Origin of the sequence: Streptosporangium sp. NPDC002524, assembly GCF_040295985.1 — a bacterium.
Taxonomy (GTDB): domain Bacteria; phylum Actinomycetota; class Actinomycetes; order Streptosporangiales; family Streptosporangiaceae; genus Streptosporangium.
This window is the reverse complement of the sequence record NZ_JBEOWK010000025.1, coordinates 1-20,674: the sequence shown is the minus strand read 5'-3', so window position 1 is coordinate 20,674 and position 20,674 is coordinate 1. Positions and strand designations below refer to the sequence as shown.

The 20,674-nt window shown below is 71.6% G+C and carries 16 protein-coding genes; 10 read left to right on the top strand and 6 right to left on the bottom strand.

The genetic code is table 11. From position 1 onward, the window contains the following. Positions 1–43 precede the first annotated feature (43 nt). The 4 genes from ABT053_RS33425 to hutI all read right to left on the bottom strand — a co-directional run bounded on the left by ABT053_RS33425 (position 44) and on the right by hutI (position 6,331). A complete protein-coding gene (locus tag ABT053_RS33425; RefSeq protein WP_350974560.1) occupies positions 44–2,479 on the bottom strand; it encodes a ComEC/Rec2 family competence protein in 2,436 nt (811 codons plus the stop codon). 421 nt (positions 2,480–2,900) lie between these two features. Next, on the bottom strand, positions 2,901–3,788 hold the full coding sequence (locus ABT053_RS33420; RefSeq protein WP_350974559.1) for a ComEA family DNA-binding protein: 888 nt from the start codon (positions 3,786–3,788) through the stop codon (positions 2,901–2,903). A gap of 338 nt (positions 3,789–4,126) precedes the next feature. After that, positions 4,127–4,996 (bottom strand): DegV family protein, encoded by an 870-nt coding sequence (locus ABT053_RS33415; RefSeq protein ID WP_350974557.1) that lies wholly within the window; start codon positions 4,994–4,996, stop codon positions 4,127–4,129. Positions 4,997–5,122: 126 nt separating this feature from the next. After that, positions 5,123–6,331, bottom strand: a complete 1,209-nt coding sequence (gene hutI / locus ABT053_RS33410; RefSeq protein ID WP_350974555.1) for an imidazolonepropionase — start codon at positions 6,329–6,331, stop codon at positions 5,123–5,125. A gap of 875 nt (positions 6,332–7,206) precedes the next feature. On the opposite strand from hutI, the gene ABT053_RS33405 reads away from it, so the two are divergent. Genes ABT053_RS33405 through ABT053_RS33380 form a run of 6 tightly spaced genes read left to right on the top strand, consistent with a single transcriptional unit; the run spans position 7,207 to position 13,125 of the window. After that, positions 7,207–8,091: an STAS domain-containing protein gene (locus tag ABT053_RS33405; RefSeq protein WP_350974554.1), complete on the top strand. Its 885-nt coding sequence runs from the start codon at positions 7,207–7,209 to the stop codon at positions 8,089–8,091. Continuing rightward, positions 8,091–8,471: an STAS domain-containing protein gene (locus tag ABT053_RS33400; protein ID WP_350974552.1), complete on the top strand. Its 381-nt coding sequence runs from the start codon at positions 8,091–8,093 to the stop codon at positions 8,469–8,471. Before ABT053_RS33405 ends, ABT053_RS33400 begins: the two co-directional genes overlap by 1 nt. Next, a complete protein-coding gene (locus ABT053_RS33395) occupies positions 8,468–8,869 on the top strand; it encodes an anti-sigma regulatory factor (RefSeq protein WP_350974551.1) in 402 nt (133 codons plus the stop codon). Before ABT053_RS33400 ends, ABT053_RS33395 begins: the two co-directional genes overlap by 4 nt. Next, positions 8,857–9,867 carry an ATP-binding protein gene (locus tag ABT053_RS33390; protein WP_350974550.1) on the top strand — a complete coding sequence of 337 codons (1,011 nt, stop codon included), beginning with the start codon at positions 8,857–8,859 and terminating at the stop codon, positions 9,865–9,867. Before ABT053_RS33395 ends, ABT053_RS33390 begins: the two co-directional genes overlap by 13 nt. Then, the gene (locus tag ABT053_RS33385; RefSeq protein ID WP_350974549.1) at positions 9,864–11,546 is read left to right on the top strand and encodes an ATP-binding response regulator; all 1,683 of its coding nucleotides are present in this window, start codon (positions 9,864–9,866) and stop codon (positions 11,544–11,546) included. Before ABT053_RS33390 ends, ABT053_RS33385 begins: the two co-directional genes overlap by 4 nt. Next, positions 11,539–13,125, top strand: a complete 1,587-nt coding sequence (locus ABT053_RS33380) for a SpoIIE family protein phosphatase (protein ID WP_350974548.1) — start codon at positions 11,539–11,541, stop codon at positions 13,123–13,125. Before ABT053_RS33385 ends, ABT053_RS33380 begins: the two co-directional genes overlap by 8 nt. Positions 13,126–13,196: 71 nt before the next feature. Here ABT053_RS33380 and hflX read toward each other — a convergent pair whose 3' ends face one another. Both hflX and ABT053_RS33370 read right to left on the bottom strand, forming a co-directional pair. Continuing rightward, complete coding sequence (hflX, locus tag ABT053_RS33375; RefSeq protein WP_350974741.1) at positions 13,197–14,567, bottom strand: GTPase HflX; 1,371 nt, start codon at positions 14,565–14,567, stop codon at positions 13,197–13,199. Positions 14,568–14,865: 298 nt separating this feature from the next. Further along, positions 14,866–15,549, bottom strand: coding sequence for a DUF4097 family beta strand repeat-containing protein (locus ABT053_RS33370; RefSeq protein ID WP_350974547.1), 684 nt, complete (start codon positions 15,547–15,549; stop codon positions 14,866–14,868). Between the two features lie 243 nt (positions 15,550–15,792). On the opposite strand from ABT053_RS33370, the gene aceB reads away from it, so the two are divergent. From aceB to ABT053_RS33350, 4 genes are all read left to right on the top strand, one after another. After that, on the top strand, positions 15,793–17,379 hold the full coding sequence (aceB, locus tag ABT053_RS33365) for a malate synthase A (protein WP_350974545.1): 1,587 nt from the start codon (positions 15,793–15,795) through the stop codon (positions 17,377–17,379). A gap of 109 nt (positions 17,380–17,488) precedes the next feature. Further along, on the top strand, positions 17,489–18,124 hold the full coding sequence (locus ABT053_RS33360) for a DUF1016 N-terminal domain-containing protein (RefSeq protein ID WP_350974544.1): 636 nt from the start codon (positions 17,489–17,491) through the stop codon (positions 18,122–18,124). 118 nt (positions 18,125–18,242) lie between these two features. Then, positions 18,243–19,700 carry an FAD-binding oxidoreductase gene (locus ABT053_RS33355; RefSeq protein ID WP_350974542.1) on the top strand — a complete coding sequence of 486 codons (1,458 nt, stop codon included), beginning with the start codon at positions 18,243–18,245 and terminating at the stop codon, positions 19,698–19,700. An 11-nt stretch (positions 19,701–19,711) separates the two neighbouring features. Continuing rightward, positions 19,712–20,674, top strand: a 963-nt coding sequence (locus tag ABT053_RS33350; protein ID WP_350974540.1) for an FAD-binding oxidoreductase, incomplete at its 3' end; no start/stop codon positions are given.

Genomic DNA, 20,674 nt, shown 5'->3' with positions numbered 1-20,674 from the left:
CACGCCTGCCCCCGCTGCGGAACGTCCCTCGACGAAGGGCCGATCATGTACCGTTGCGCGCGCTGCAGCCGGTCGGTCTACGCCGCCGACGTGGACACCGAGTTCCGCCGCCCGGCCAGGACCGGGGCCTGACCCGCACCGGCGTGGCCGTGATCGGGGCCCGCTCCGCCCCACCCGGCCATGACCGAGGCCCGGACGGGGGCGCGCGCCCCCGGGCGACGACCGCCAGAGCGCCCTCGCGGACCACCACCGCGAGGTCTCCCGACAGATCCGTCCGGTAGGCGCGCACGCCGAGCCGGTGCAGCGCCGCCAGGGTCGACGGAGCGGGGTGGCCGTAGCCGTTGTCCGCGCCGACACTGATCAGAGCGGCACGGGCACCGGAGGCGACGAGGAAGGCGGGGTCGTGCCTGCCCGATCCGTGGTGCGGAACCTTGAGGATCTCGGCGGGCGGCAGGCCGCGCCGGAGCAGCTCGGCCTGGGCCTCGGTCTCGATGTCCCCGCTGAGCAGAGCCGCCCCCGCGGCCCAGCGGACGTGCACCACGACGCTGGCGTTGTTGACGGCCGCCCCCTCCCCCGCGCCGGACGGGGAGTCCTCGGCCACCGGGCCGATGACGGTGAGTTCCGAGGGCCCGAACCGCCAGCTCGCACCGGGCCTCGCCGCCCACTCGACCACGTGTCGGCGGGCGAGGTCGGCGCTCAGCCTCACCCCCTCGCGCTCTCCGGCACCGTGCGGGGTCACCATCACCGCTCCCACGGCGCGCCCGCGGAAGACTCCGTCGAGGCCTCCCACGTGGTCGAGGTGCGGATGGGTGAGAATGACCAGCGGCACCTCCCCGACCCCCATGGAACGCAGGCAGCGGTCCACCGGCACCGGGTCGGGCCCCGCATCCACCACCACGGCCCGCCCCGGCCCCGCGGCGACGAGCAGGGCGTCTCCCTGGCCGACGTCGCAGGCCACGAGCAACCATCCACGGGGCGGCCAGCGCGCCACGATCGGCGCGGCCACCGTCACGGCGAGAACCAGGCCGACGAGGGCCGCCAGGACGATCGGGCGTGCCCGCCGGTGCCGCAGCACCAGCACGGCGAGCGGCACGGCACCGGCCAGCAGGAGCAGCCCGGTGACGCCGCCCGGCCACGGGACCACGCCCAGCGGGAGCGCCGCGGTGTGCTCGGCCACCTCGATGATCCAGCCGGTGGCCAGCCCCGCCGGCCGGACCAGCAGCTGGGCGAGCCCCATGTGCAGGGGGGCGACCAGCGCCACCGCGAAGCCGAGCAGGGTCGCGGGGGCCACGGCCGGACCGGCGAGCAGGTTGGCCGGGATCGCCACCGGTGTGAGCTGCCCCGACATCAGGACCAGGACGGGGGTGACCGCGACCTGGGCGGCGGCGGCCACGGCGGTCGCCTCGGCGGCCCATCGGGGCATGCGGGCCGAGAGCCTGTCGCGCCAGCCCGGGGCGAGGACCAGGATGCCCGCGGTGGCCGAGACCGACAGGGCGAAGCCGTAGGAGCGGGCGAGGTCGGGGACGAAGAAGATCAGCCCCAGGACCGTCACCGACAGGGCCGCGACGCCGTCGCGCGAACGGCCCGTACCGAGGGCGAGGGCGGCGACCCCGCCCATCAGGAGGGCTCTGAGCACGCTGGGCGAGGGCCGGGCGACGACCGCGAAGGCGACCATGGCCGCCATCGCCAGCACCGCCCGCGCCGCGAGCGGCAGCCCGGCCGTCCTCGCCAGCGCGACCGCCGCCCCCGCCACGACGGCGAGGTTCGCGCCGGAGACCGCGAGGAGATGACTGAGGCCCGCCGCCTTGAAGTCGGCCTTGACCTGCTCGTCCATCCGGGACACGTCGCCGACGACAAGGCCGGGCAACAGCCCGCGCTGCTCCGGCGGCAACACGTCGGCCGCCTCCCGCAACCCCGACCTGATCGCCCCGGCCGCGCGCTGCTCCCAGGAGGGCCCGCTCAGGACCCGCGGCGCTCCCCTGACCAGCACAACCGCCGCGAGCAGCTCTCCGGGGTCGGCCCGGCCGAAACGCCCCCTGACCTCCACCCGCTGGCTGGGCAGCAGGGAGCGCCACCCGGCGCCCGAGACGAACAGCACCACCGGAGCCCGCAGCGTCACCCTGCCCGCTCCCGTCTCGATCGCCTCGACCCGGGCGGGCACCACGAAGCTCTCGCGCGGGAAAGGTCCTCCTTTTCGGCTCGTCTCCCGAGGGTCGTCGGTCACCACCACCTCGGCCGTCGCGGAGGCGTTTCCGCCCGCGAGGTCGGCGACCGGTCCCGTACCGACCGCGTGCACCCGGAAGGCCACCGACCCCGCCACCGCGGCGGCGCATCCCAGGACCGCGATCGCCGCGTTCCGCCGGCCCGTCGCTCTCCGCGCCGGGGTCAGGACGGCCACGACCAGGGCGCCCGCGGCCGTGAGACCGGCCGTCACCGCACCGGTCGCGGCCGAGCAGCCCAGCAGGACGAGAGCGGTCATCCACGAGACCGCCGCCGGAAGGACCAGATGTGTGGCATGCGCGCGCCACCCCTTTCCCTTTCCGGAACCGTCCGGGTTTCCGGAACCGTCCGGGTTTCCCGACACCCGGGATCCCCCAGACCCCCTGGAGAAGCCGGAGAAGCCGGACCCGCCGGAGCCACCGGACTCTCCGGGACCACCGGGCCTTCGGGGATCGTCAAGCCTTCGGGGGGCGTCGAGCTCATCGGCCCTCCTGAGACGCCGAGGACCAGCGGAGCCACCTGAGCCAGCGGACCCACCCGGGCCAGCGGACCCACCCGGGCCGTCGGAACCGTCGGAGTTGTCGAAGCCGTTGCCCCTTGCCGAACCGTCGAGCCTTTCCGAACTACCTGAGCCGCCGATCGCGGCGAACCTTGTCATGACCGCCCTCGCGACCGGGACGTCAAACACGGGCCTTGTCCCGCATCTCCGCGTATTTCCGGTCACCTATTCCGTTCACGTCGCGGAGCTGCTCGACGGAACGGAAACCGCCGTGCGTGTCGCGGTATTCGACGATCCGCTGGGCGAGCACCTCGCCCACGCCCGGTAGCTGCTCAAGCTGCTCGGGGGTGGCGGTGTTGAGGTCGATGACAGCGGTGGCGGGGTCCAGGGGGTTCACGGGACCCACCGGTGCGGGCGCCGCCGCGATGGCGGCCGTGCCGGAGAGGCCGACGACGATCTGCTCGCCGTCGACGAGTTTGCGCGCGAGGTTGAGGGATCCCGTGGCGGCCGCGCCACGGACGCCCCCGGCCTCCTGGACCGCGTCGGCGACGCGCGAACCACCGGGCAGCGTGATCACCCCGGGCCGGCGGACCTTGCCCGTCACGTGAACGGTCAGCTCGGCGACCGGTGCGGGCCGCTGCCGCGCGGCGGCGACGGGCGCCGACAGCGGTGACCCGGCGATCGGCATCGGCGGGGCCAGGGGCTCGGGCTCCGGCTGGGACCGCCAGGCGTACACGCCGCCCGCGACGGTGGCCACCAAGGCGACGAGCAGCAGGAGGCGCAGCCCTGGGCGGTCAGGACCGAGCGCGGCCCTCTGGGTGGCCACGACCTTGCGAAGCGCCTCGAAGGACGGAGGGATCGGCGCCGAACGTGTGCGCGCGGCGGGAACGTCGTGGACGACGACGTCCTCCCGCGCGTTCTGACCGCCGGGCCGCGCATGCCTGCCCGGGCACGGCGCGCCGGCCGGACGGCACGGCGGGAGCACCGGGTCGGGTGATCCGCTCCCGGTCAGAGTCCGCAGCCGCGACTCGGCTTGGAAGCGCTCGGTGTTCTGGCCTGTGGTCCGCACCCGCAGGACGTTACGGAGACGGCGGCTAGCGCACTTTCACCGAATTCCATTCTGGGGATAAGTGGGCGGGGAGTAAGTGGGCGAGGGGGTAAGTGTGCGAGGGGGGTAAGTCGGCGAGGGGATGACCAGCCTGATGACGTCGGTGAAGCGGGCGGCGAAGAGGAATGGAGAGGAACAGTGCTGGGGTAATAGGTGGCCGGCGGATCGCGTGGCGGAGGATGTGGATGCGGGTCACCTGATCGGCGCGTGCCGGACACCGGAGCGGGTCATCGGAGCACCTCACCGAAATAAGGCAATAAGCACCCGAGTACCAGAGCGACCCCACGGCTCAGCGAACCTCACGGATCGGCGGACACCAGAGGTTCTCCGGCGGAGACGGTGATGCCGAGCATGCCGGGGCCGACGTGTGCGCCGATCACCGGGCCGACCTCGACGACGATGAGCCCGGCGAGGGCGGGGATGCGCCGTCGCAGCCGTGCGGCCAGGGTGTCGGCGCGGGACCGGGCGGCGAGATGCTGGACGGCGACCTCCACCGGGCCCGTGCCCGCGGCCTCGACCGCGAGGTCCTCGAGGCGGGCGATGGCACGGCTCGCCGTACGGACCTTCTCCAGGGGGACGATCGCGCCGTCGGAGATGTGCAGAATCGGCTTGATCATCAGTGCCGAGCCGAGGAGGGTCTCCGCCGCGCCGATCCGGCCGCCCCTGCGGAGATACTCCAGGGTGTCGACGTAGAAGAAGCTGCGGACCGACTCCGCGCGGCGGCGGGCGGCGTCCGCCACCTCGGCCCGTGTCGCGCCCCGCGCGGCGGCGCTCGCGGCGGCGAGGACGGGGAACCCGAGCCCCATGGCGATGGACCTGCTGTCGACGACGTCGACCGGAACGGGGGAATGCTCGGCCCCCGCGCGGGCGGCCTCGACCGTACCGGACATCTCCGCCGACAGGTGGACGGAGACGATGCCGGTCGCGCCCCGGGCCGCCGCCTCGGCGTAGGCGTCCGTGAAACGGCTCGGGGCGGGCATGGAGGTCGTCACCTGGCCCCGTTCGGGCGGCGCGTCGCCCGTGCTCGCGCCCTCGGCCCACGCGGTGTCGTCGAGCGGCCTGCCTCCCACGATCGTCTGGAGCGGCACCACGACGATTCCCCGGCGGGAGATCTCCTCAGGGGGGAGGTAGGCGGTGGAGTCCGTGACGACGGCGACCGGTGGAGACATGTCCAGAGGTTACGTGGCGGAGATCACGCGAAGGAGACGGGGTCGGCTCCCCCCGCGAACGGCCAAAAGACCGGGAGCCGCCCGAGGGAGGAACTCCCGGCGGGAAAAGGAGCCGGAGGGGGAGGGCTACTGGACGGGGGTGCCGCCGCGCCAGACCCGGCGGGGCTTGAGGCCGAAGGCCCAGGCGAAGGCGCCCTCGTGGTCGGCGTCCCACTGGACGATGTCGGCCAGGCGGCCGGGGGCGAGGACACCGCGGTCGGGAGCGCCGAGGACCGTGGCGCCACCGAGGGTGGCGGCCCGGAGGGCGTCGCCGACGCTCATGCCGAAGGCCGCGACGGCGAGGCTGATGACCAGGGACATCGAGGTGATGCCGCAGTGTCCCGGGTTGTGGTCGCTGCCGAGGGCCACCGTGACCCCCTGGGCGAGCATCCGGCGGACCGGGGGCAGGCTGCCACGCTGGAGGGCGGTCCCGGGGCAGACCACGGCGGGGACGCCGTAGCGGGCCAGGATCGCGATGTCCTCGTCGGTGGTGTGGTGGAGCAGGTCGGCGGAGGCGCAGCCGAGTTCGGCGGCGAGCTGGACGGCGCCGCGCCGGGTGTAGGCACCGGCGTGCAGGCGGGGCAGCAGGCCGACGTTGCGTCCGGAGGCGAGGACCCAGCGGGCCTCCTCCGCGGTGAAGTGGCCCTCGTCGCAGTAGACGTCGACACCGTCGGCTCCCGCCGCGGCGGCGTCGGCGCACCAGGCGCCCACGGCCTCGACGTAGTCGCGCTGGCGGCCGAAGTATTCGGGCGGGACGACGTGCGCGGCCATGAAGGTCACGTGCACCCGCGGCATCATCGGCTCTTTCTCCAGCTCGCGCAGGAGTCGTACGTCGGCCAGCTCGCCGTCACGGGTGAGGTGGTAGCCGGTCTTCGCCTCGATGGTGGTGGTGCCGCTGAGCAGCCAGTCGCGGAGTCGCTCGCGGACCCCGTTGCAGAGGGTCCAGGGGTCGGTGCCGCGGGTGACCGTCACGGTGGAGCCGATGCCGCCGCCCGCCGCGGTGATCGCGGAGGGGGTGGAACCGCTGGAGCGCATCGCCATCTCGGCGTAGCGGTTTCCCGCGTACACCGGGTGGGTGTGCGCGTCGATCAGGCCGGGGGTGACCAGCGCGCCGCCCAGGTTCTCGACGTGGTCGACGTCGACGATGTCGTCGACGACACCGGGCACGCTCTGCGGGAGGTCCGCGGCGCGGCCGACCCAGGCGATCCGGTCGTTGTGGACGAGGATCGCCGCGTTGCTGAACACGTCGTTTCCGGTCCAGAGCCGGCCGATGTTGGTCAGGAGGCGGACCGTCATCGCATCACCGCCTTGTGTTCAGGGGAAGACACCCGGAGGAGGATCGCACCCGGACGGGGCGAGCCGGCCCGGACGCCGCCGGGCACCGTGCCCTTCAAGCCCGCTGTGAGTCCGGACGGCATCGGGGGTCTCCTGCTCTCATCCGCGTATGTGCTGTGCGGCGACAGTATCGCCGAGATCATGATCGGGCGATTTCAGTTCAGTTACGTTATTTCACAAGTCGGCCCGCTGTACAGGCTAATTGGGAAGAACGCCGCCCCTCCGCGACCACACCTCACCCATCGGCTCGACGATCACGCGTGGCGTTGAGCAACTTTCCACAGCTCAGACTACTTCTTCATCGCTCGTAACAGTAGTCACCAGAGCAACTTGCGTCATAACATCTCGCTAGATTTGCCTTATGGTAGCAATCCAAACCTTGGGCGACCACTGTCACTTTTGAGGCTTTTGCGGCTTTTCGCACTCTTACAGTGCAGCCCCACCGAGCCCCTCGACGCAAGTTTCACCATTGAAACGCCGCCCGCCACCACTCTAGGCTGACATCCGGAAGGCTCGCGCCTCCGGCATCCGGCGCAGCTCGTGCCCCCGCATCCGGCGAAGCTCGCGCCCCCGCGTCCGGAAAGATCGCGCCCCGGCGTCCGGAAGGCTCACGCTCTCCCTATCACCCCTCCCCCGCGACCGCCCGCGATCCTCCATCGGCTCCGGGGGACGCGCATCCGGTGAAGCCAAGATGTGACACGGCCGCGCCCGCCGTCCGTCCCGGCCGCTCCACCCCCTGAAGCTCTGGCCACCAGCAGCCCACTGAACCTCCAAAAAGGGTCGTAAGCAGGACGTTCCATGTAGCCTTTCGTGCGAGTTGTCTCCAGGTCGCACGCATGGGAGTTGCCTTGTCCGTCCACGCGGACGCCGGTCGGCGTCGCATCGAAGAACTTTTCCAGGAGCACGAGGCGCGCATCCTCAAGCGTTGGCTTGAGATCGCCCGTTCCTCCACCGGCGGCACCGGCAATCAGGCGGATCGCGGGGGGCTGGCCGACCAGTTACGCGAGCTCTACCAGGCGCTGCGCCAGTCGTTCGACGACTCCGGCGACCTCAGCGACCTGCGCGGCCTGCTCGCCGAACTCTCCCGGGACCGTGCCCGCCAGGGATTCACCCCGACCGAGACCGCGATCGTGGTGTTCGGCCTGAAGGAGGCGCTCTACGAGATCGTCGAGGAGGACGGCTCTCCCGAGGCCGTGCGAGGTTTCATCTGGTTCTCCCGGGTAATCGACGACCTCGGGCTCTTCACCATGGAGAGCTACGCGTCGGCCAGGGAGAAGATCATCATCGATCAGGCGGAGCAGCTGCTCGAGCTGTCCACCCCGGTGGTCAAGCTCTGGGAGGGCATCGTCGCGGTGCCGCTGGTCGGCACGCTCGACTCGGCCAGAACCCAGGTCGTCATGGAGAAGCTGCTGCAGACGCTCGTCGACACCGGCTCCGAGCACGCGGTCATCGACATCACGGGCGTGCCCGCCGTCGACACCGAGGTCGCCCAGCACCTCCTCAAGACCGTGGTGGCGGCCCGGCTGATGGGCGCCGAGTGCGTGATCTCCGGCATCCGCCCCCAGATCGCCCACACCATCGTCACCCTCGGCATCGAGTTCGGCGACATCGTGACCAAGGCCACCCTCGCCGACGCGCTGGCGCACACGCTGCGGGCGAGCGGCGTCAAGGTCGTCAAGGGCGGGGAGTCCCGCATAGCGGTACGAACGGTGGAAGGCTGATGGATCGCGTCCCCATCCTCAAACTCGGCGACATCCTGATCGTCTCCATCCAGATCGACCTCCAGGACATGAGCGTGCTCGCGCTCCAGGAGGACCTCTCGGAGAGGGTCGTCGAGACCGGCGCGCGAGGGGTGATCATCGACATCACCGCCGTGGAGATCGTCGACTCCTTCATCGGCCGGATGCTGGCCACCATCGCGGCGATCTCCCGCATGCTCGACGCCGAGACGATCGTCGTCGGCATGCGACCGGCGGTGGCGATCACCCTTGTCGAGCTCGGCCTCTCCCTCGGCGGCGTGCGCACGGCGCTCAACCTAGAGAAGGGCGTCGCGCTGCTGAACCAGATCGAAGGCTCCCAGCACTCCACGGCCGCCTGGTGACGACCGCGGAGGAGTTGCCCATCAACGTCAACGGCGACGTCGTGCTGGTCCGCCAGCACGTCAGGACCGTCGCCGTGAACGTGGGCCTGTCCCTGGTCGACCAGACCAAGGTGGTGACCGCGGCCAGCGAGCTGGCCCGCAACGCCCTGGTCTACGCGGGAGGCGGGCAGGTGCGTGTCGAGGTCGTCCACAAGGGCATGCGGAAGGGCCTGCGGATGGTCTTCAGCGACAACGGGCCCGGCATCCCGGACATCGACCAGGCGCTGACCGACGGCTGGACCACCGGCGGGGGCCTCGGCCTCGGCCTCAGCGGTTCCCGCCGCCTGGTCGACGAGTTCGACCTTGAATCGACTCCCGGTGAGGGCACGTTGATCACGGTGACGAAATGGGCGCGCTGATCCACTCCCAGCGCGACACCTGGGTGCGGGCGGAGGACGCCAGCGCGATCGGTGCCCTTCGCCGCAGCGCCGTGACGCTCGCGGAGGTCCGCGGGTTCAGTGAGGAGGACACCGGGCGGGTCGCCGTCGCGGTGAGCGAGGCCGCCTCGAACCTGGTCAAGCACGCGACCGAGGGGGTCATGCTGATCCGCCCGCATCCGGAGCTGGAGTCGGCCGTGGAGGTCCTCGCGATCGACCGGGGGCCGGGCATGCAGGACGTCTCGCGCGCCCTGCGCGACGGCTACTCCACCGCCGGCACGCTCGGCATCGGGCTGGGCGGCATCGCCCGGATGGCCAGCGGCTACGAGGTCCACTCCATCCCCAGCCGGGGCACCGTGCTCGGCATGTACTTCGTCGCGCAGGGCGCCCCGCGCCCCCCGTCCCGGGTGAGCGGCCTGACCCGCCCGATCGGCGACGAGACCGTCTGCGGCGACGCGTTCGTGATCACCGAGGAGGGCGCCGTCACGACCGTGATGCTCTGCGACGGCCTGGGCCACGGCCCCGCGGCCGCGCAGGCCTCCCAGGAGGCGGTACGGCTGTTCCTGCGGTACGCGGACCTCGCCCCGGTCACCGTCCTGGAGCGCATCCACACCGGCCTCGGCCACACCAGGGGCGGCGCGGTCGCCGTGGCCCGCGTCGACGGCTCCGCGGGGACGGTGAGCTTCGCCGGCCTCGGCAACGTCTCCGCCTGGATCGCCCACAACGACGGCCGCCAGGGGATGATCTCCGTCCCGGGCATCGCCGGGCACAAGGCCAGGACCCTGCGCCAGTACGAGTACGCCCTGCCGCGGCACGGCGTCGTCCTGCTCCACTCCGACGGCCTGACCGAACGCTGGGACATCACCTCCTACCCCGGGCTCGTCACGCGCCTCCCCTCCGTCGTCGCCGGCACGCTGCTGCGCGACGCCGGGACCCGCAGGGACGACGCCTGCGTGGTCGCCGTGAGGCCGGGCGCATGACCGGGGACGAGCTGGTCCGGATCCACGTCCGGGACGACCAGGACGTCTTCGCCATGCGCAAGCTGGGCCGCGAGGTGGCGGAGAGCGTGGGACTGGAGGCCCAGGACCAGATCCGGGTGGCCACCGCGCTGAGCGAGATCGGCAGGGAGTTCGTCGAGGCGGGCACCGACGTCTCCGTCTCCTTCCGGCTGGAGCGGGACGCCCTGCTCGTCGCCGTCGGCTTCTCGGCGAAGACCGACTTCCGTTCGTCGGACGGCGTGACGCTGGCGGGGCGTCTCGTCGACCGCATTGAGTTCGATCCCGCCGAGGGAAGAATAAGCATGGTCAAACGGCTCCCGCAGGGCCGCAAGCCGAGACTCTCGGCAGAGGAGATCCGCGCCAGGATCGCCGGCTCGGCGCCCACCACCGCGCTCGACGAGCTGCGCAGGCAGAACCGCGACCTCGCGGAGACCCTGGAGGAGGTCCTGCAGCTCAACACCGAGCTGCAGGAGACCAACCAGGGGGTGCTGGCGCTCTACAACCAGCTGTCCGAGGAGCTGGAGGAGACCAACCGCGGCGTCGTGGCGCTCTACGCGGAGCTGGACGAGAAGTCCGCGCAGCTCCGGGCGGCGAGCGACGCCAAGAACAGGTTCTGGGCCACCGTCAGCCACGAGCTGCGCACCCCCCTCAACTCGATCATCGGCCTGGTCCGGCTGCTGGTGGGCCCCGGCGGGGATCCGCTGGTCCCCGAGCAGCTCCACCAGATCAACCTCATCGGCTCCTCCGCGGAGACGCTGCTGTCGCTGGTGAGCGAGCTGCTCGACATGGCGAAGGCCGAGGCGGGCAGGCTCGACCCCCAGCCCTCCATGGTCGACCTGGTGGCCCTGGCCGAACGGCTGCGCATGACGCTGCACCCCACCACCGGCAACGACGGGGTGACACTCACGGTGGAGGTCTCGCAGGCGCCGCAGGAGATGCTGGTGGACGAGATGATGCTCACCCGGATCCTGCGCAACCTGCTCTCCAACGGGCTGAAGTTCACCGAGCACGGCGAGGTCAAACTGGAGGCGAACCTCGACGCGGCCACCCACGACCTGGTCTTCACCGTGACCGACACGGGGATCGGCGTGCCCGAGGAGCATCTGGAACGCGTCTTCGAGGAGTTCTTCCAGGTTCCCGGGCCGATCCAGGTGCGGAGCAAGGGGACCGGGCTCGGCCTGCCGTACGCCCGGCGGCTGGCGGAGGCGCTGGGCGGCGCGCTGCACCTGTCCAGCGTCGCCGGGTCCGGCACCACGGCCACCCTGAGACTGCCCTACCGGTACGACGGGGCTCCCGTGGTCGGCCGGGTGCTCGTCGTGGACGACGACGAGGAGTTCCGCGCCGGCGTACGCCGGATGCTCACCGGGTTCGCCGCGCACATCGACGAGGCCTCCGACGGGCTGATGGCGCTGCAGATGATGACGGCCACCCCGCCCGACCTCGCGCTGGTGGACCTGCTGATGCCGCGCCTCGACGGCACCGCGCTGATGCTGCGGATGTCGGACGACGAACGGCTGCGGGGGGTTCCGGTGATCGTCGTGACCGTCGCCACGTCGCGCCAGGTCCCCGAGAGGGCACACATGATGATCTCAAAGCAGGGGCTCCGCCGCGACACCCTGCTGGAGGCGATCAGAAGCGCCCTCGGACCCGTCGATGAGTAGCGGCGGCGCGACGGTGCTGGTCGTGGACGACACCCCGACCAAGCTGTACATCCTGTCGAGCTGGCTGCGGCGCTCGGGGCACCAGGTCGTGCAGGCCACCGGCGGCATGGAGGCGCTCGTCAAGGTCAGGGAGCTCCGGCCGGACCTCGTCGTCCTGGACGTACGGCTGCCCGACATCAGCGGCTACGAGGTCTGCGAGCAGATCAAGGCGGACCCGGCGACGTCCTCCATCCCGGTCATCCAGATCTCCGGGGCGGCGATCACCCCGGCCGACCGGGCGCACGGGCTCGAACGCGGGGCCGACGCCTACCTGGCCGAACCGGTCGAGCCCGACGAGTTCGCCGCGACGGTCGAGGCCACGCTGCGCTACTACCGCGCCCGGCAGCGGGCCGAGCTGATGGCGATGCGGCTCGCCGCCCTCACCGAGGTCACGCTCTCGATGAACTCGGCCGAGACGTTCGACGAGCTCCTCTCCACGGCCGTCGAGGGAACCTCGCGGATCCTGGGCAGGCAGGCGGGCACGCTCGCCCTGCCCCCCGACGGCCGGACCCGCAGGTTCTCCGCCTACCCCCCGGAGGACGCCGTCGCCAAGATCGCGGCACCGGACACGCTGCCCCGGCTGAGCGCGATGTCGCTGGGCGCCGCCGCGGGCACCCAGGTCTTCCCGGTGCCAGTCGCCGAGTGGCTGGAGCTGATGCCCGACGCGACGCTCAGCGGCGACGTCTCCGCCGTGCTCTGCCGCACCAAGCTGGGCAGGCCCCCCGTCTACCTCGGGGTGGAGGGGGCGCCGCCGCTCGACGCCGACGAGTCCAACGTGCTGCGCCAGCTCGGCCAGGCGCTCGCCCTCGCCGTGGACGCGCTGCGGGCGTACGCCGAGGAGCACGCGATCGCCCTCACCCTGCAGCGCAGCCTGCTGCCGGCGAGGATCCCCGAGACCCCCGGGGTCGCGATCAGCTGGCGCTACCAGCCGGCGGTCGACAACGTCGAGGTCGGCGGCGACTTCTACGAGGTCCTGCGGCTGGGCCACCGGGTGCTCATCGCCATCGGCGACGTGCAGGGACACTCGCTGCTGGCCGCCACCGTCATGGCGGAGCTGCGCCACGCGCTGCGCGCCTCCGTCATCGGCACCTCGGACCTCGGCGCGTCGATGGCGCTGCTCAACGAGGTGCTGCGGCGCTACCACCCCGGCATGACCGCCACCGTGTGCCTGCTCCTGCTCGACCCGGCGACCGGGGAGATGGAGATCTCGAACGCGGGGCACATCCCGCCCCTCTTCATCGCGGACGGCCTCGCCCGCTACCACCGCCTGGGCAACCTCCTGCTGGGGGTGGCCGAGGAGACCTACCGGGTCGACCGGGTGAACGTCCCCGAGGGAAGCTCGGTGCTGATGTTCACCGACGGGCTGATCGAGGACCGCGACAAGCTGCTCGACGAGAGCCTGGAGATCGTACGGCACCTGGCGGAGCAGGTGAAGGAGGACCTGGAGGTCTTCTGCGACCGGCTGATCGAGCGGTTCGGCGCCAGGGAGGACGACGTGGCGCTGGTGATGTTCCGACGAGAGCACGAGACGGGCCGCTGAGGCCCTCCGGGGCGGTGCCGAAGCGCCGTACCATCCCGGAGGGGGCGGGTACGGCGCTTCGGAAGGGCGGGTCAGACGGCGGTCTCGACCGGCTTCGCGGTCCTCTCCAGCTCGGCGAAGAGGCCGGGCAGGACCCTGGCGTGCAGGACGGTGCCGTCGCCGGTGTGCTCGACACCGAGGACCTCGCCCTCCTTGTGCGCCCTGGAGATCAGGTCGCCGCGCTCGTACGGCACGAGGAGCCTGACCTCCTGGTCGAAGCGGGGCAGCTCCCGCTCGATCACGGCCCTCAGCTCGTCGAGCCCGGCGCCGGTGCGGGCCGAGACCACGACGGTGTGGTTCTCCTTCGCGGTCAGCTGGGCCAGCACCACCGGGTCGGCGGCGTCGGCCTTGTTGATGACCACGATCTCGGGGATGTCGCGGGCGCCCTCGATGTCGCCGATCACCTCGCGCACCGCCGCGAGCTGCGACTCGGGGTCGGGGTGCGAGCCGTCGACCACGTGCAGGATCAGGTCGGCGTCGCCGACCTCCTCCAGCGTGGAGCGGAACGCCTCGACGAGCTGGTGCGGCAGGTGCCGGACGAACCCGACGGTGTCGGCCAGCGTGAACAGGCGGCCGTCGGGCGTGTGCGCCCTGCGGACCGTCGGGTCGAGCGTGGCGAACAGGGAGTCCTCGACCAGCACCCCCGCGCCGGTCAGCCGGTTCAGCAGCGAGGACTTGCCCGCGTTGGTGTATCCGGCGATGGCCACGGCGGGGACCTCGCGCTGCGTGCGCCGCGAGCGCTTGGTCTCGCGGGCGGTGGTCATCCCGCCGATCTGGCGGCGCAGCTTGGCCATCCGCTCGCGGATCCGGCGGCGGTCCAGCTCGATCTTGGTCTCACCGGGACCGCGGCCGCCCATGCCGACGCCGCCCGCGGCACGGCCGCCGACCTGGCGCGACAGGTTGCCACCCCAGCCTCGCAGGCGCGGCAGCAGGTAGTTGAGCTGCGCGAGCTCGACCTGCGCCTTGCCCTCGCGGCTCTTGGCGTGCTGGGCGAAGATGTCGAGGATCAGCATGGTCCGGTCGATGACCTTGACCTTGACGATCTCCTCCAGCTGGCGGAGCTGGCCGGGGCTCAGCTCTCCGTCGCAGACCACGGTGTCGGCACCGGTGGCGGAGACGATGTCGGCGAGCTCCTGCGCCTTGCCGGAGCCGATGTAGGTCGCGGTGTCGGGCTTCTGCCTGCGCTGGATCAGCCCCTCCAGCACTTCCGAACCCGCGGTCTCGGCGAGGAGCTTCAGCTCCAGGAGGGAGTTTTCGGCGTCGGTCACCGTTCCGGAGGTCCAGACGCCGACCAGGACGACCCGCTCAAGCCGCAGCTGGCGGTATTCGACCTCGGTGACGTCTTCCAGCTCCGTGGAGAGGCCCGCCACCCGGCGGAGTGCCTGGCGCTCGGCCAGGTCCATCTCGCCGTTGTCGAGCAGGTCGTCGAATCGGTCGATGTCCAGCGGCTCACGAGTGTCTATGTCGTCGCTCCATTCAGATGGTTGGTGCTCACGTGTTCTTCTCATATGAGTGAACGCCCGAACACCCCGGGTCTCTTCCCCTCGATGGTGCCACGGGAACCTCTACGCCATCACCTGGTTATCACCACTTCGTCCCCACGGGACGAGGACACGCCCAGGGACCCGCCCTGATCGGGGTGCCGTCCCGGGCCGGGCGACGCCGCCCGCGCGGCCCGCGTGCTCCGTACGGGGCTCGGCGTCAGGGCAGCAGGACCTCGGCGTCACCGGAACCGGTCTTCAACGTGACCTTGCGGGGCGAGGCGGGGTCCTTGGTCACCTCCACGGTCTCGTCGCCGGAGCCGGTCTCGGCGGTGACGTCGTACCCTCCCCGGGGCAGGTACGCGACGACGTCGCCGCTCCCGGCCTCGATCTCCACCCCGTCGGGCGCGGCGGAGAACCTCGCCTCGATGTCGCCCGAGCCGGTCTCGGCGGCGAACCGCTTGGCGGTGAGACCGCCGGCCTCGATGTCGCCGGAGCCGCTCATGGCGTTCACCTGCCCGGTCAGACCGCGCATCGTGATGGTGCCCGAGCCGGTGTCGAGCTTGGTCGTGAGGCCCTTCGGGATCTCGACCTTGTAGTCGACCGAGCAGTTGTCCCGGCACTCGTCGCGCAGGGTGAGCGTGCCGCCCTCCACCGGGTGCGTGGGCGTGGGCTTGTCGCCGCGCCAGTGGATGGTCTCGGTCACGTGGACGGCGGGCCGGTCCGACTCGGTGACCACGATGTCGCCGGAACCGGTGGAGACGTCCAGGGCCGTCAGCTTGGCGGTGACGTCGTAGGAGACGACGTCCTGCTGCCGCTCACGGAAGTCGAGGGCGAAGTCGCAGCCCGAGAGCACGAACATCGACCCCACGACCGCCCCGGCGACGAGCATGTTCTTCCTCATACGCTCAATCCTCGTTTTCCCGGGAAGTCTTCGCTTCCCATGTGCGACCGGTCCGTTCTCCCCCTCTGCCGAGGGTGCTGACCTCACTGTGGCCGAGTCAGCCTCCCAGATCATCGGGGAACTCCCCGAGCGAGCCCTGAGGAGGACCCTGCCTTTGACCCCTGACCGCCCCTCAAGTAGCGTCGATTCCACAATTCAGAATTACTTTTCCAGCATGCGGAAAGCTTTAGGGAAAGAGGACCCATGGACGGTGTGGAGATCGGCGGCCCCATCCGGGACCGCTTCGACGAGATCCTCACGCCGGAGGCTCTGGCCTTCGTGGCCACCCTCCAGCGTGAGTTCGACGGCCGGCGCCTGGAACTGCTGGAGGCCCGCCAGACCCGCCAGGCGGAGCTGTCGGCGGGCGGCACCCTCGACTTCCTGCCCGAGACCAGGCACGTGCGCGAGTCCGAGTGGCACGTCGCCCCGCCCGCGCCCGGGCTGGTGGACCGCCGCGTGGAGATCACCGGCCCCGTCGACCGGAAGATGACGATCAACGCGTTGAACTCGGGTGCCAAGGTCTGGCTGGCGGACTTCGAGGACGCCAACGCTCCCACCTGGGAGAACACCATCAGCGGGCAGCTCAACCTGCGTGACGCGCTCGACCGGACCCTCGACTTCTCCGCCGGGGAGAAGAGCTACGCCCTCAAGCCGGACAGCGAGCTGGCCACCGTCGTGGTCCGGCCCCGCGGCTGGCACCTGGACGAGAAGCACCTCACCCTCGGCGGCAGGCCGTTCTCGGCCTCCCTGGTCGACTTCGGCCTCTACTTCTTCCACTCGGCGCGGCGGCAGATGGCCAAGGGCAAGGGCCCCTACTTCTACCTGCCGAAGATCGAGTCGCACCTGGAGGCCCGCCTCTGGAACGACGTCTTCGTCAGGGCCCAGGAGCTGCTGGAGATCCCCCGAGGGACGATCCGGGCGACGGTGCTCATCGAGACCTACCCGGCCGCGTTCGAGATGGAGGAGATCCTCTACGAGCTGCGCGACCACTCCGCGGGCCTCAACGCGGGCCGCTGGGACTACCTCTTCAGCGTGATCAAGAAGTTCCGCACCCGGGGCCGCGAGTTCCTGCTGCCCGAGCGCAACGCCGTGACGATGACCGCCCCGTTCATGCGCGCCTACACCGAGCTGCTGGTCAGAACCTGTCACCGGCGCGGGGCCCACGCCATCGGCGGGATGGCCGCGTTCATCCCCTCGCGCCGCGACCCCGAGGTCAACAAGGTCGCCCTGGAGAAGGTCACCGCCGACAAGACCCGCGAGTCCGGCGACGGGTTCGACGGCTCGTGGGTGGCGCACCCCGACCTCGTGCCGATCTGCCGCGACGTCTTCGACGCCGTCCTGGAGGACCGGCCGAACCAGCTGCACCGCCTGCGCGAGGACGTCTCCGTCTCCGCCGCCGACCTGCTCGCGGTCTCCAAGACCCCCGGCGACATCACCGAGGCGGGACTGCGCAACAACGTGGACGTGGCGCTGCGCTACCTGGCCGCCTGGATGGGCGGGCTGGGCGCGGTGGCGATCCACAACCTGATGGAGGACGCGGCGACCGCCGAGATCTCCCGTTCCCAGATCTGGCAGTGGATCCACAACGGCATCGAGCTCGCCGACACCGGCGCCGTGGTGACCAGGGAGCTGGTCGAGAAGATCATCGACGAGGAGCTCGCCAAGATCGAGGCGGAGCCCGGTTACGACGAGGCCCTCTACGGTCAGGCCACCGCCTTGTTCAAGGAAGTCGCCCTGGACGACGACTTCGCGGAGTTCCTTACTCTCCCGGCGTATGCGCGTATGCCGTGACATGACCATGCCGACGGTGAGGAATCCTCATCCCCTGGCGGGGATTCCTCACTCCAGGTGGTCGCCGAGGGCGGATGCGGAGGCCGGGCCGAGTGGATACTTTGCGTGCATGAGCGATGACAGGAACGGCGAAGGAGCCGATCAGAGCGAGTACGCGGCACTGCTCGACGCCGTCAAGCGCGAGATCATCGGCAGCAGGGGGCGGGTGGCGCTGCTCACCACCGACACCGAGCTGATCCGGCAGTACTGGCGGATCGGCCGCCACATCCTCGACCGGCAGCCGGACGAGGAGTGGGGCAGGAGGGCGGTGCCCCGGCTCTCGGCGGACCTGCGCGGCGCGTTCCCCGAGGCGATGGGCTACTCGCGGACCAACCTCCTCTACATGAGGGCCTTCGCGGCGGCCTGGCCCGACTCCATCCCGCAGACGGCGCGGCCGATTCCCTGGGGTCACCACATCGTCCTGCTGGATATGCTGGACAACAGGGCGACCAGGGAGTTCTACGCGCGCAAGACCGCGGACGAGGGCTGGGCCAGGGGCGTCCTGATCACGATGATCAAGGGCCGGCTCCACCTGCGCATCCGCCACTCCCCGCCGGGCCCCGCGCGCACGCCGCCCTCCCCCGACTGCCGGGCGTCGCAGCGCACGGCCGGTGAGCCCCGATTCGCCGGTCTCGTGGACGACGGCCCCAGGCACGGCAGGAACGCCGGCGCCGCCGCGCTGAGCGACAATTCGAGACGAGGATGACCCAGCTGACACGGCTGCCGCGGCTGACGTCCTCGATCGGCCGACGGAGGCCGGCGGGCACCGGCGGCACCGGACCGCCGGGCACGCCGCGCACCCCGCGCACGCCGGAGGAGGAACGATGCCGACGAAGACCCTGGACGAGCCGGCCCGCAGGTTCGAGGAACTCCTCGGCCCCGGGTCGGTCATCACCGATCCCGTACGGCTGCGCACCTACGAGTGTGACGGCCTGACCCACCACCGGGTCACCCCCGGCGTCGTGGTGCTGCCTTCGAACGCCGAGCAGGTCGCGGCCGTGGTGCGGATCTGCAACGAGTTCGGCCTGCCGTTCGTGGCCAGGGGCGCCGGGACGGGGCTGTCGGGCGGCGCCCTGCCCCGGGCCGACGGGGTGCTGGTCGTGACCTCGAAGATGCGCCGGATCCTCTCCGTCGACCTGCCCAACCGGCGGGCCGTCGTGGAGCCGGGGGTCACCAACCTGGCGATCACCGAGGCCGTCCGCGACCTGGGCCGCTACTACGCGCCCGACCCCTCCAGCCAGCAGGTCTGCACGATCGGCGGCAACGTGGCGGAGAACTCCGGCGGCGCGCACTGCCTGAAGTACGGCTTCACCGTCAACCACGTGGTCGGCCTGGAGATCGTCACCCCCGACGGCGACATCGTCGAGCTCTCCGACACCGACCCCGGCTACGACCTGCTGGGCGCGTTCGTCGGCTCGGAGGGCACCCTCGGCATCGCGACCAAGGTCGTCGTACGGCTGAGCAGGCTGCCCGAGTCCGTCACGACGCTGCTCGCGGCGTTCGAGGACATCGAGCGGGGCGGGCAGGCGGTGTCGGCGATCATCGGCGGCGGCATCGTGCCCGCGGCGATCGAGATGATGGACGCCCTCGCCGTCGAGGCGGCCGAGGCCGCGGTGGCGTGCGCCTACCCCGAGGGCGCGGGGGCGGTGCTCATCGTGGAGCTGGACGGCCCCGCCGAGGAGGTCGCGCACCAGTTCGACGAGGTGACGCGGCTCTGCCGGGAGAGCGGCGCGTTCGAGATACGGGTCGCCGACGACCCGGCGGAGCGGGCCGCGATCTGGCGGGGCCGCAAGTCGGCGTTCGCCGCGGTGGGCCGGATCAGCCCCGCCTACATCGTCCAGGACGGCGTCGTCCCCCGGACCGCGCTGCCCGGGGTGCTGGCGAGCATCGACGCCCTCTCCCGCGAGTACGGCATCAGGGTGGCGAACGTCTTCCACGCCGGTGACGGCAACCTGCACCCGCTGGTGCTGTTCGACGACGCGGAGCCGGGCGCGGGCGAGCGGGCGGAGATCGTCTCGGGGAAGATCCTCGACCTGTGCATCGAGCACGGCGGGTCCATCACCGGCGAACACGGCGTCGGCGTGGACAAGTCCAGATATATGCCGAAAATGTTCTCGGAAGACGATCTCAACACCATGCAGCTGGTGCGCTGCGCCTTCGACCCCCACGGCCTGTCGAACCCGGGCAAGATCTTCCCGACCCCCCGGCTGTGCGGCGAGGTCCCCGGGGTCCGCAAGGGCGTGCACCCGCTGGTCGAGTCGGGACAGGCGGAGCAGTTCTGATGGGAGCCCTTTTGGAAGCGCCTCTGGAGGCACTGCGCGGGACGGGCGTGACGATCAGGGAGGCGACCGCCGACGACGCGGTGGGCGGGGTCCCGCCGCGCTGGGTGGCCCTGCCGGAGAACACCGGGGAGGTCGCCGCGCTGATGCGCGTCTCGGCCGCGCACGACCTGGCCGTGGTCCCGGTGGGAGACGGCACCAAGCTCGGCTGGGGCAATCCCCCCGAACGGTGCGACCTGCTGATCGACACCTGCTGCCTGCTCCTCGGGGACGGAACGGCGGTCGAGCACTCCTCGGGCGACCTCGTGGCACGGGTCGGCGCGGGACTCCCCCTCGACGTCCTCGGTTCCACGCTCGCGCGGTCGCGGCAGGAGCTGGCCCTGGACACCCCCCTGGGCGCCGGGACGGTCGGCGGCACGCTCGCCACCGCGGTCGCCGGACCCCGCAGGTTCCGCTACGGCACCGCCCGCGACCTGCTGATCGGCATCACGGTCGTGCTCGCCGACGGCACGGTCGCCACCTCGGGCGGCAACGTCGTCAAGAACGTCGCGGGCTACGACCTGGGCAAGCTCTTCACCGGCTCGTACGGCACGCTCGGCGTCATCACCGAGGCCACCTTCCGCCTCCACCCGGTCCCCGCCGACCGCCGCTGGGTCACCGTGGACCTGCCCGGCCCGGGTTCCCCCGCGGCGAAGGACACGCCGGGCGCGCCGGACGCTCTCGACGCGCTGGCCTCGCTGGTCGCCGAGCTCGCGGCCTCGCAGGCCGAGCCGAGCGCCGTCGAGCTGGACTGGCCGGACCTCACCGGCGGGCCCACCGTGTCCGCGCTCGTCGAGGGGGTGGCGGCCGGCGCGCGGGCCGAGGCCGTACGCAAGCCGATGGACGAGTACGGGAGCGCGCGGATCACCGCCGAGGCGCCCGGCTGGTGGGCGGTGCCGCCCGGCGAGGAGGTGCTGCTGGAGCTGCGGGTCCCGCCC

What these genes read in the sequence shown, in the direction of transcription:
- ABT053_RS33370 (WP_350974547.1), bottom strand. Translation starts at nt 15,549, where the DNA reads ATGAGGAAGAACATGCTCGTCGCCGGGGCGGTCGTGGGGTCGATGTTC.
- ABT053_RS33415 (WP_350974557.1), bottom strand. Translation starts at nt 4,996, where the DNA reads ATGTCTCCACCGGTCGCCGTCGTCACGGACTCCACCGCCTACCTCCCC.
- ABT053_RS33400 (WP_350974552.1), top strand. Translation starts at nt 8,091, where the DNA reads ATGGATCGCGTCCCCATCCTCAAACTCGGCGACATCCTGATCGTCTCC.
- ABT053_RS33360 (WP_350974544.1), top strand. Translation starts at nt 17,489, where the DNA reads ATGAGCGATGACAGGAACGGCGAAGGAGCCGATCAGAGCGAGTACGCG.
- hutI (WP_350974555.1), bottom strand. Translation starts at nt 6,331, where the DNA reads ATGACGGTCCGCCTCCTGACCAACATCGGCCGGCTCTGGACCGGAAAC.
- ABT053_RS33380 (WP_350974548.1), top strand. Translation starts at nt 11,539, where the DNA reads ATGAGTAGCGGCGGCGCGACGGTGCTGGTCGTGGACGACACCCCGACC.
- ABT053_RS33385 (WP_350974549.1), top strand. Translation starts at nt 9,864, where the DNA reads ATGACCGGGGACGAGCTGGTCCGGATCCACGTCCGGGACGACCAGGAC.
- ABT053_RS33425 (WP_350974560.1), bottom strand. Translation starts at nt 2,479, where the DNA reads ATGACCGCTCTCGTCCTGCTGGGCTGCTCGGCCGCGACCGGTGCGGTG.
- ABT053_RS33390 (WP_350974550.1), top strand. Translation starts at nt 8,857, where the DNA reads ATGGGCGCGCTGATCCACTCCCAGCGCGACACCTGGGTGCGGGCGGAG.
- aceB (WP_350974545.1), top strand. Translation starts at nt 15,793, where the DNA reads ATGGACGGTGTGGAGATCGGCGGCCCCATCCGGGACCGCTTCGACGAG.
- ABT053_RS33355 (WP_350974542.1), top strand. Translation starts at nt 18,243, where the DNA reads ATGCCGACGAAGACCCTGGACGAGCCGGCCCGCAGGTTCGAGGAACTC.
- ABT053_RS33405 (WP_350974554.1), top strand. Translation starts at nt 7,207, where the DNA reads ATGGGAGTTGCCTTGTCCGTCCACGCGGACGCCGGTCGGCGTCGCATC.
- hflX (WP_350974741.1), bottom strand. Translation starts at nt 14,567, where the DNA reads ATGGACCTGGCCGAGCGCCAGGCACTCCGCCGGGTGGCGGGCCTCTCC.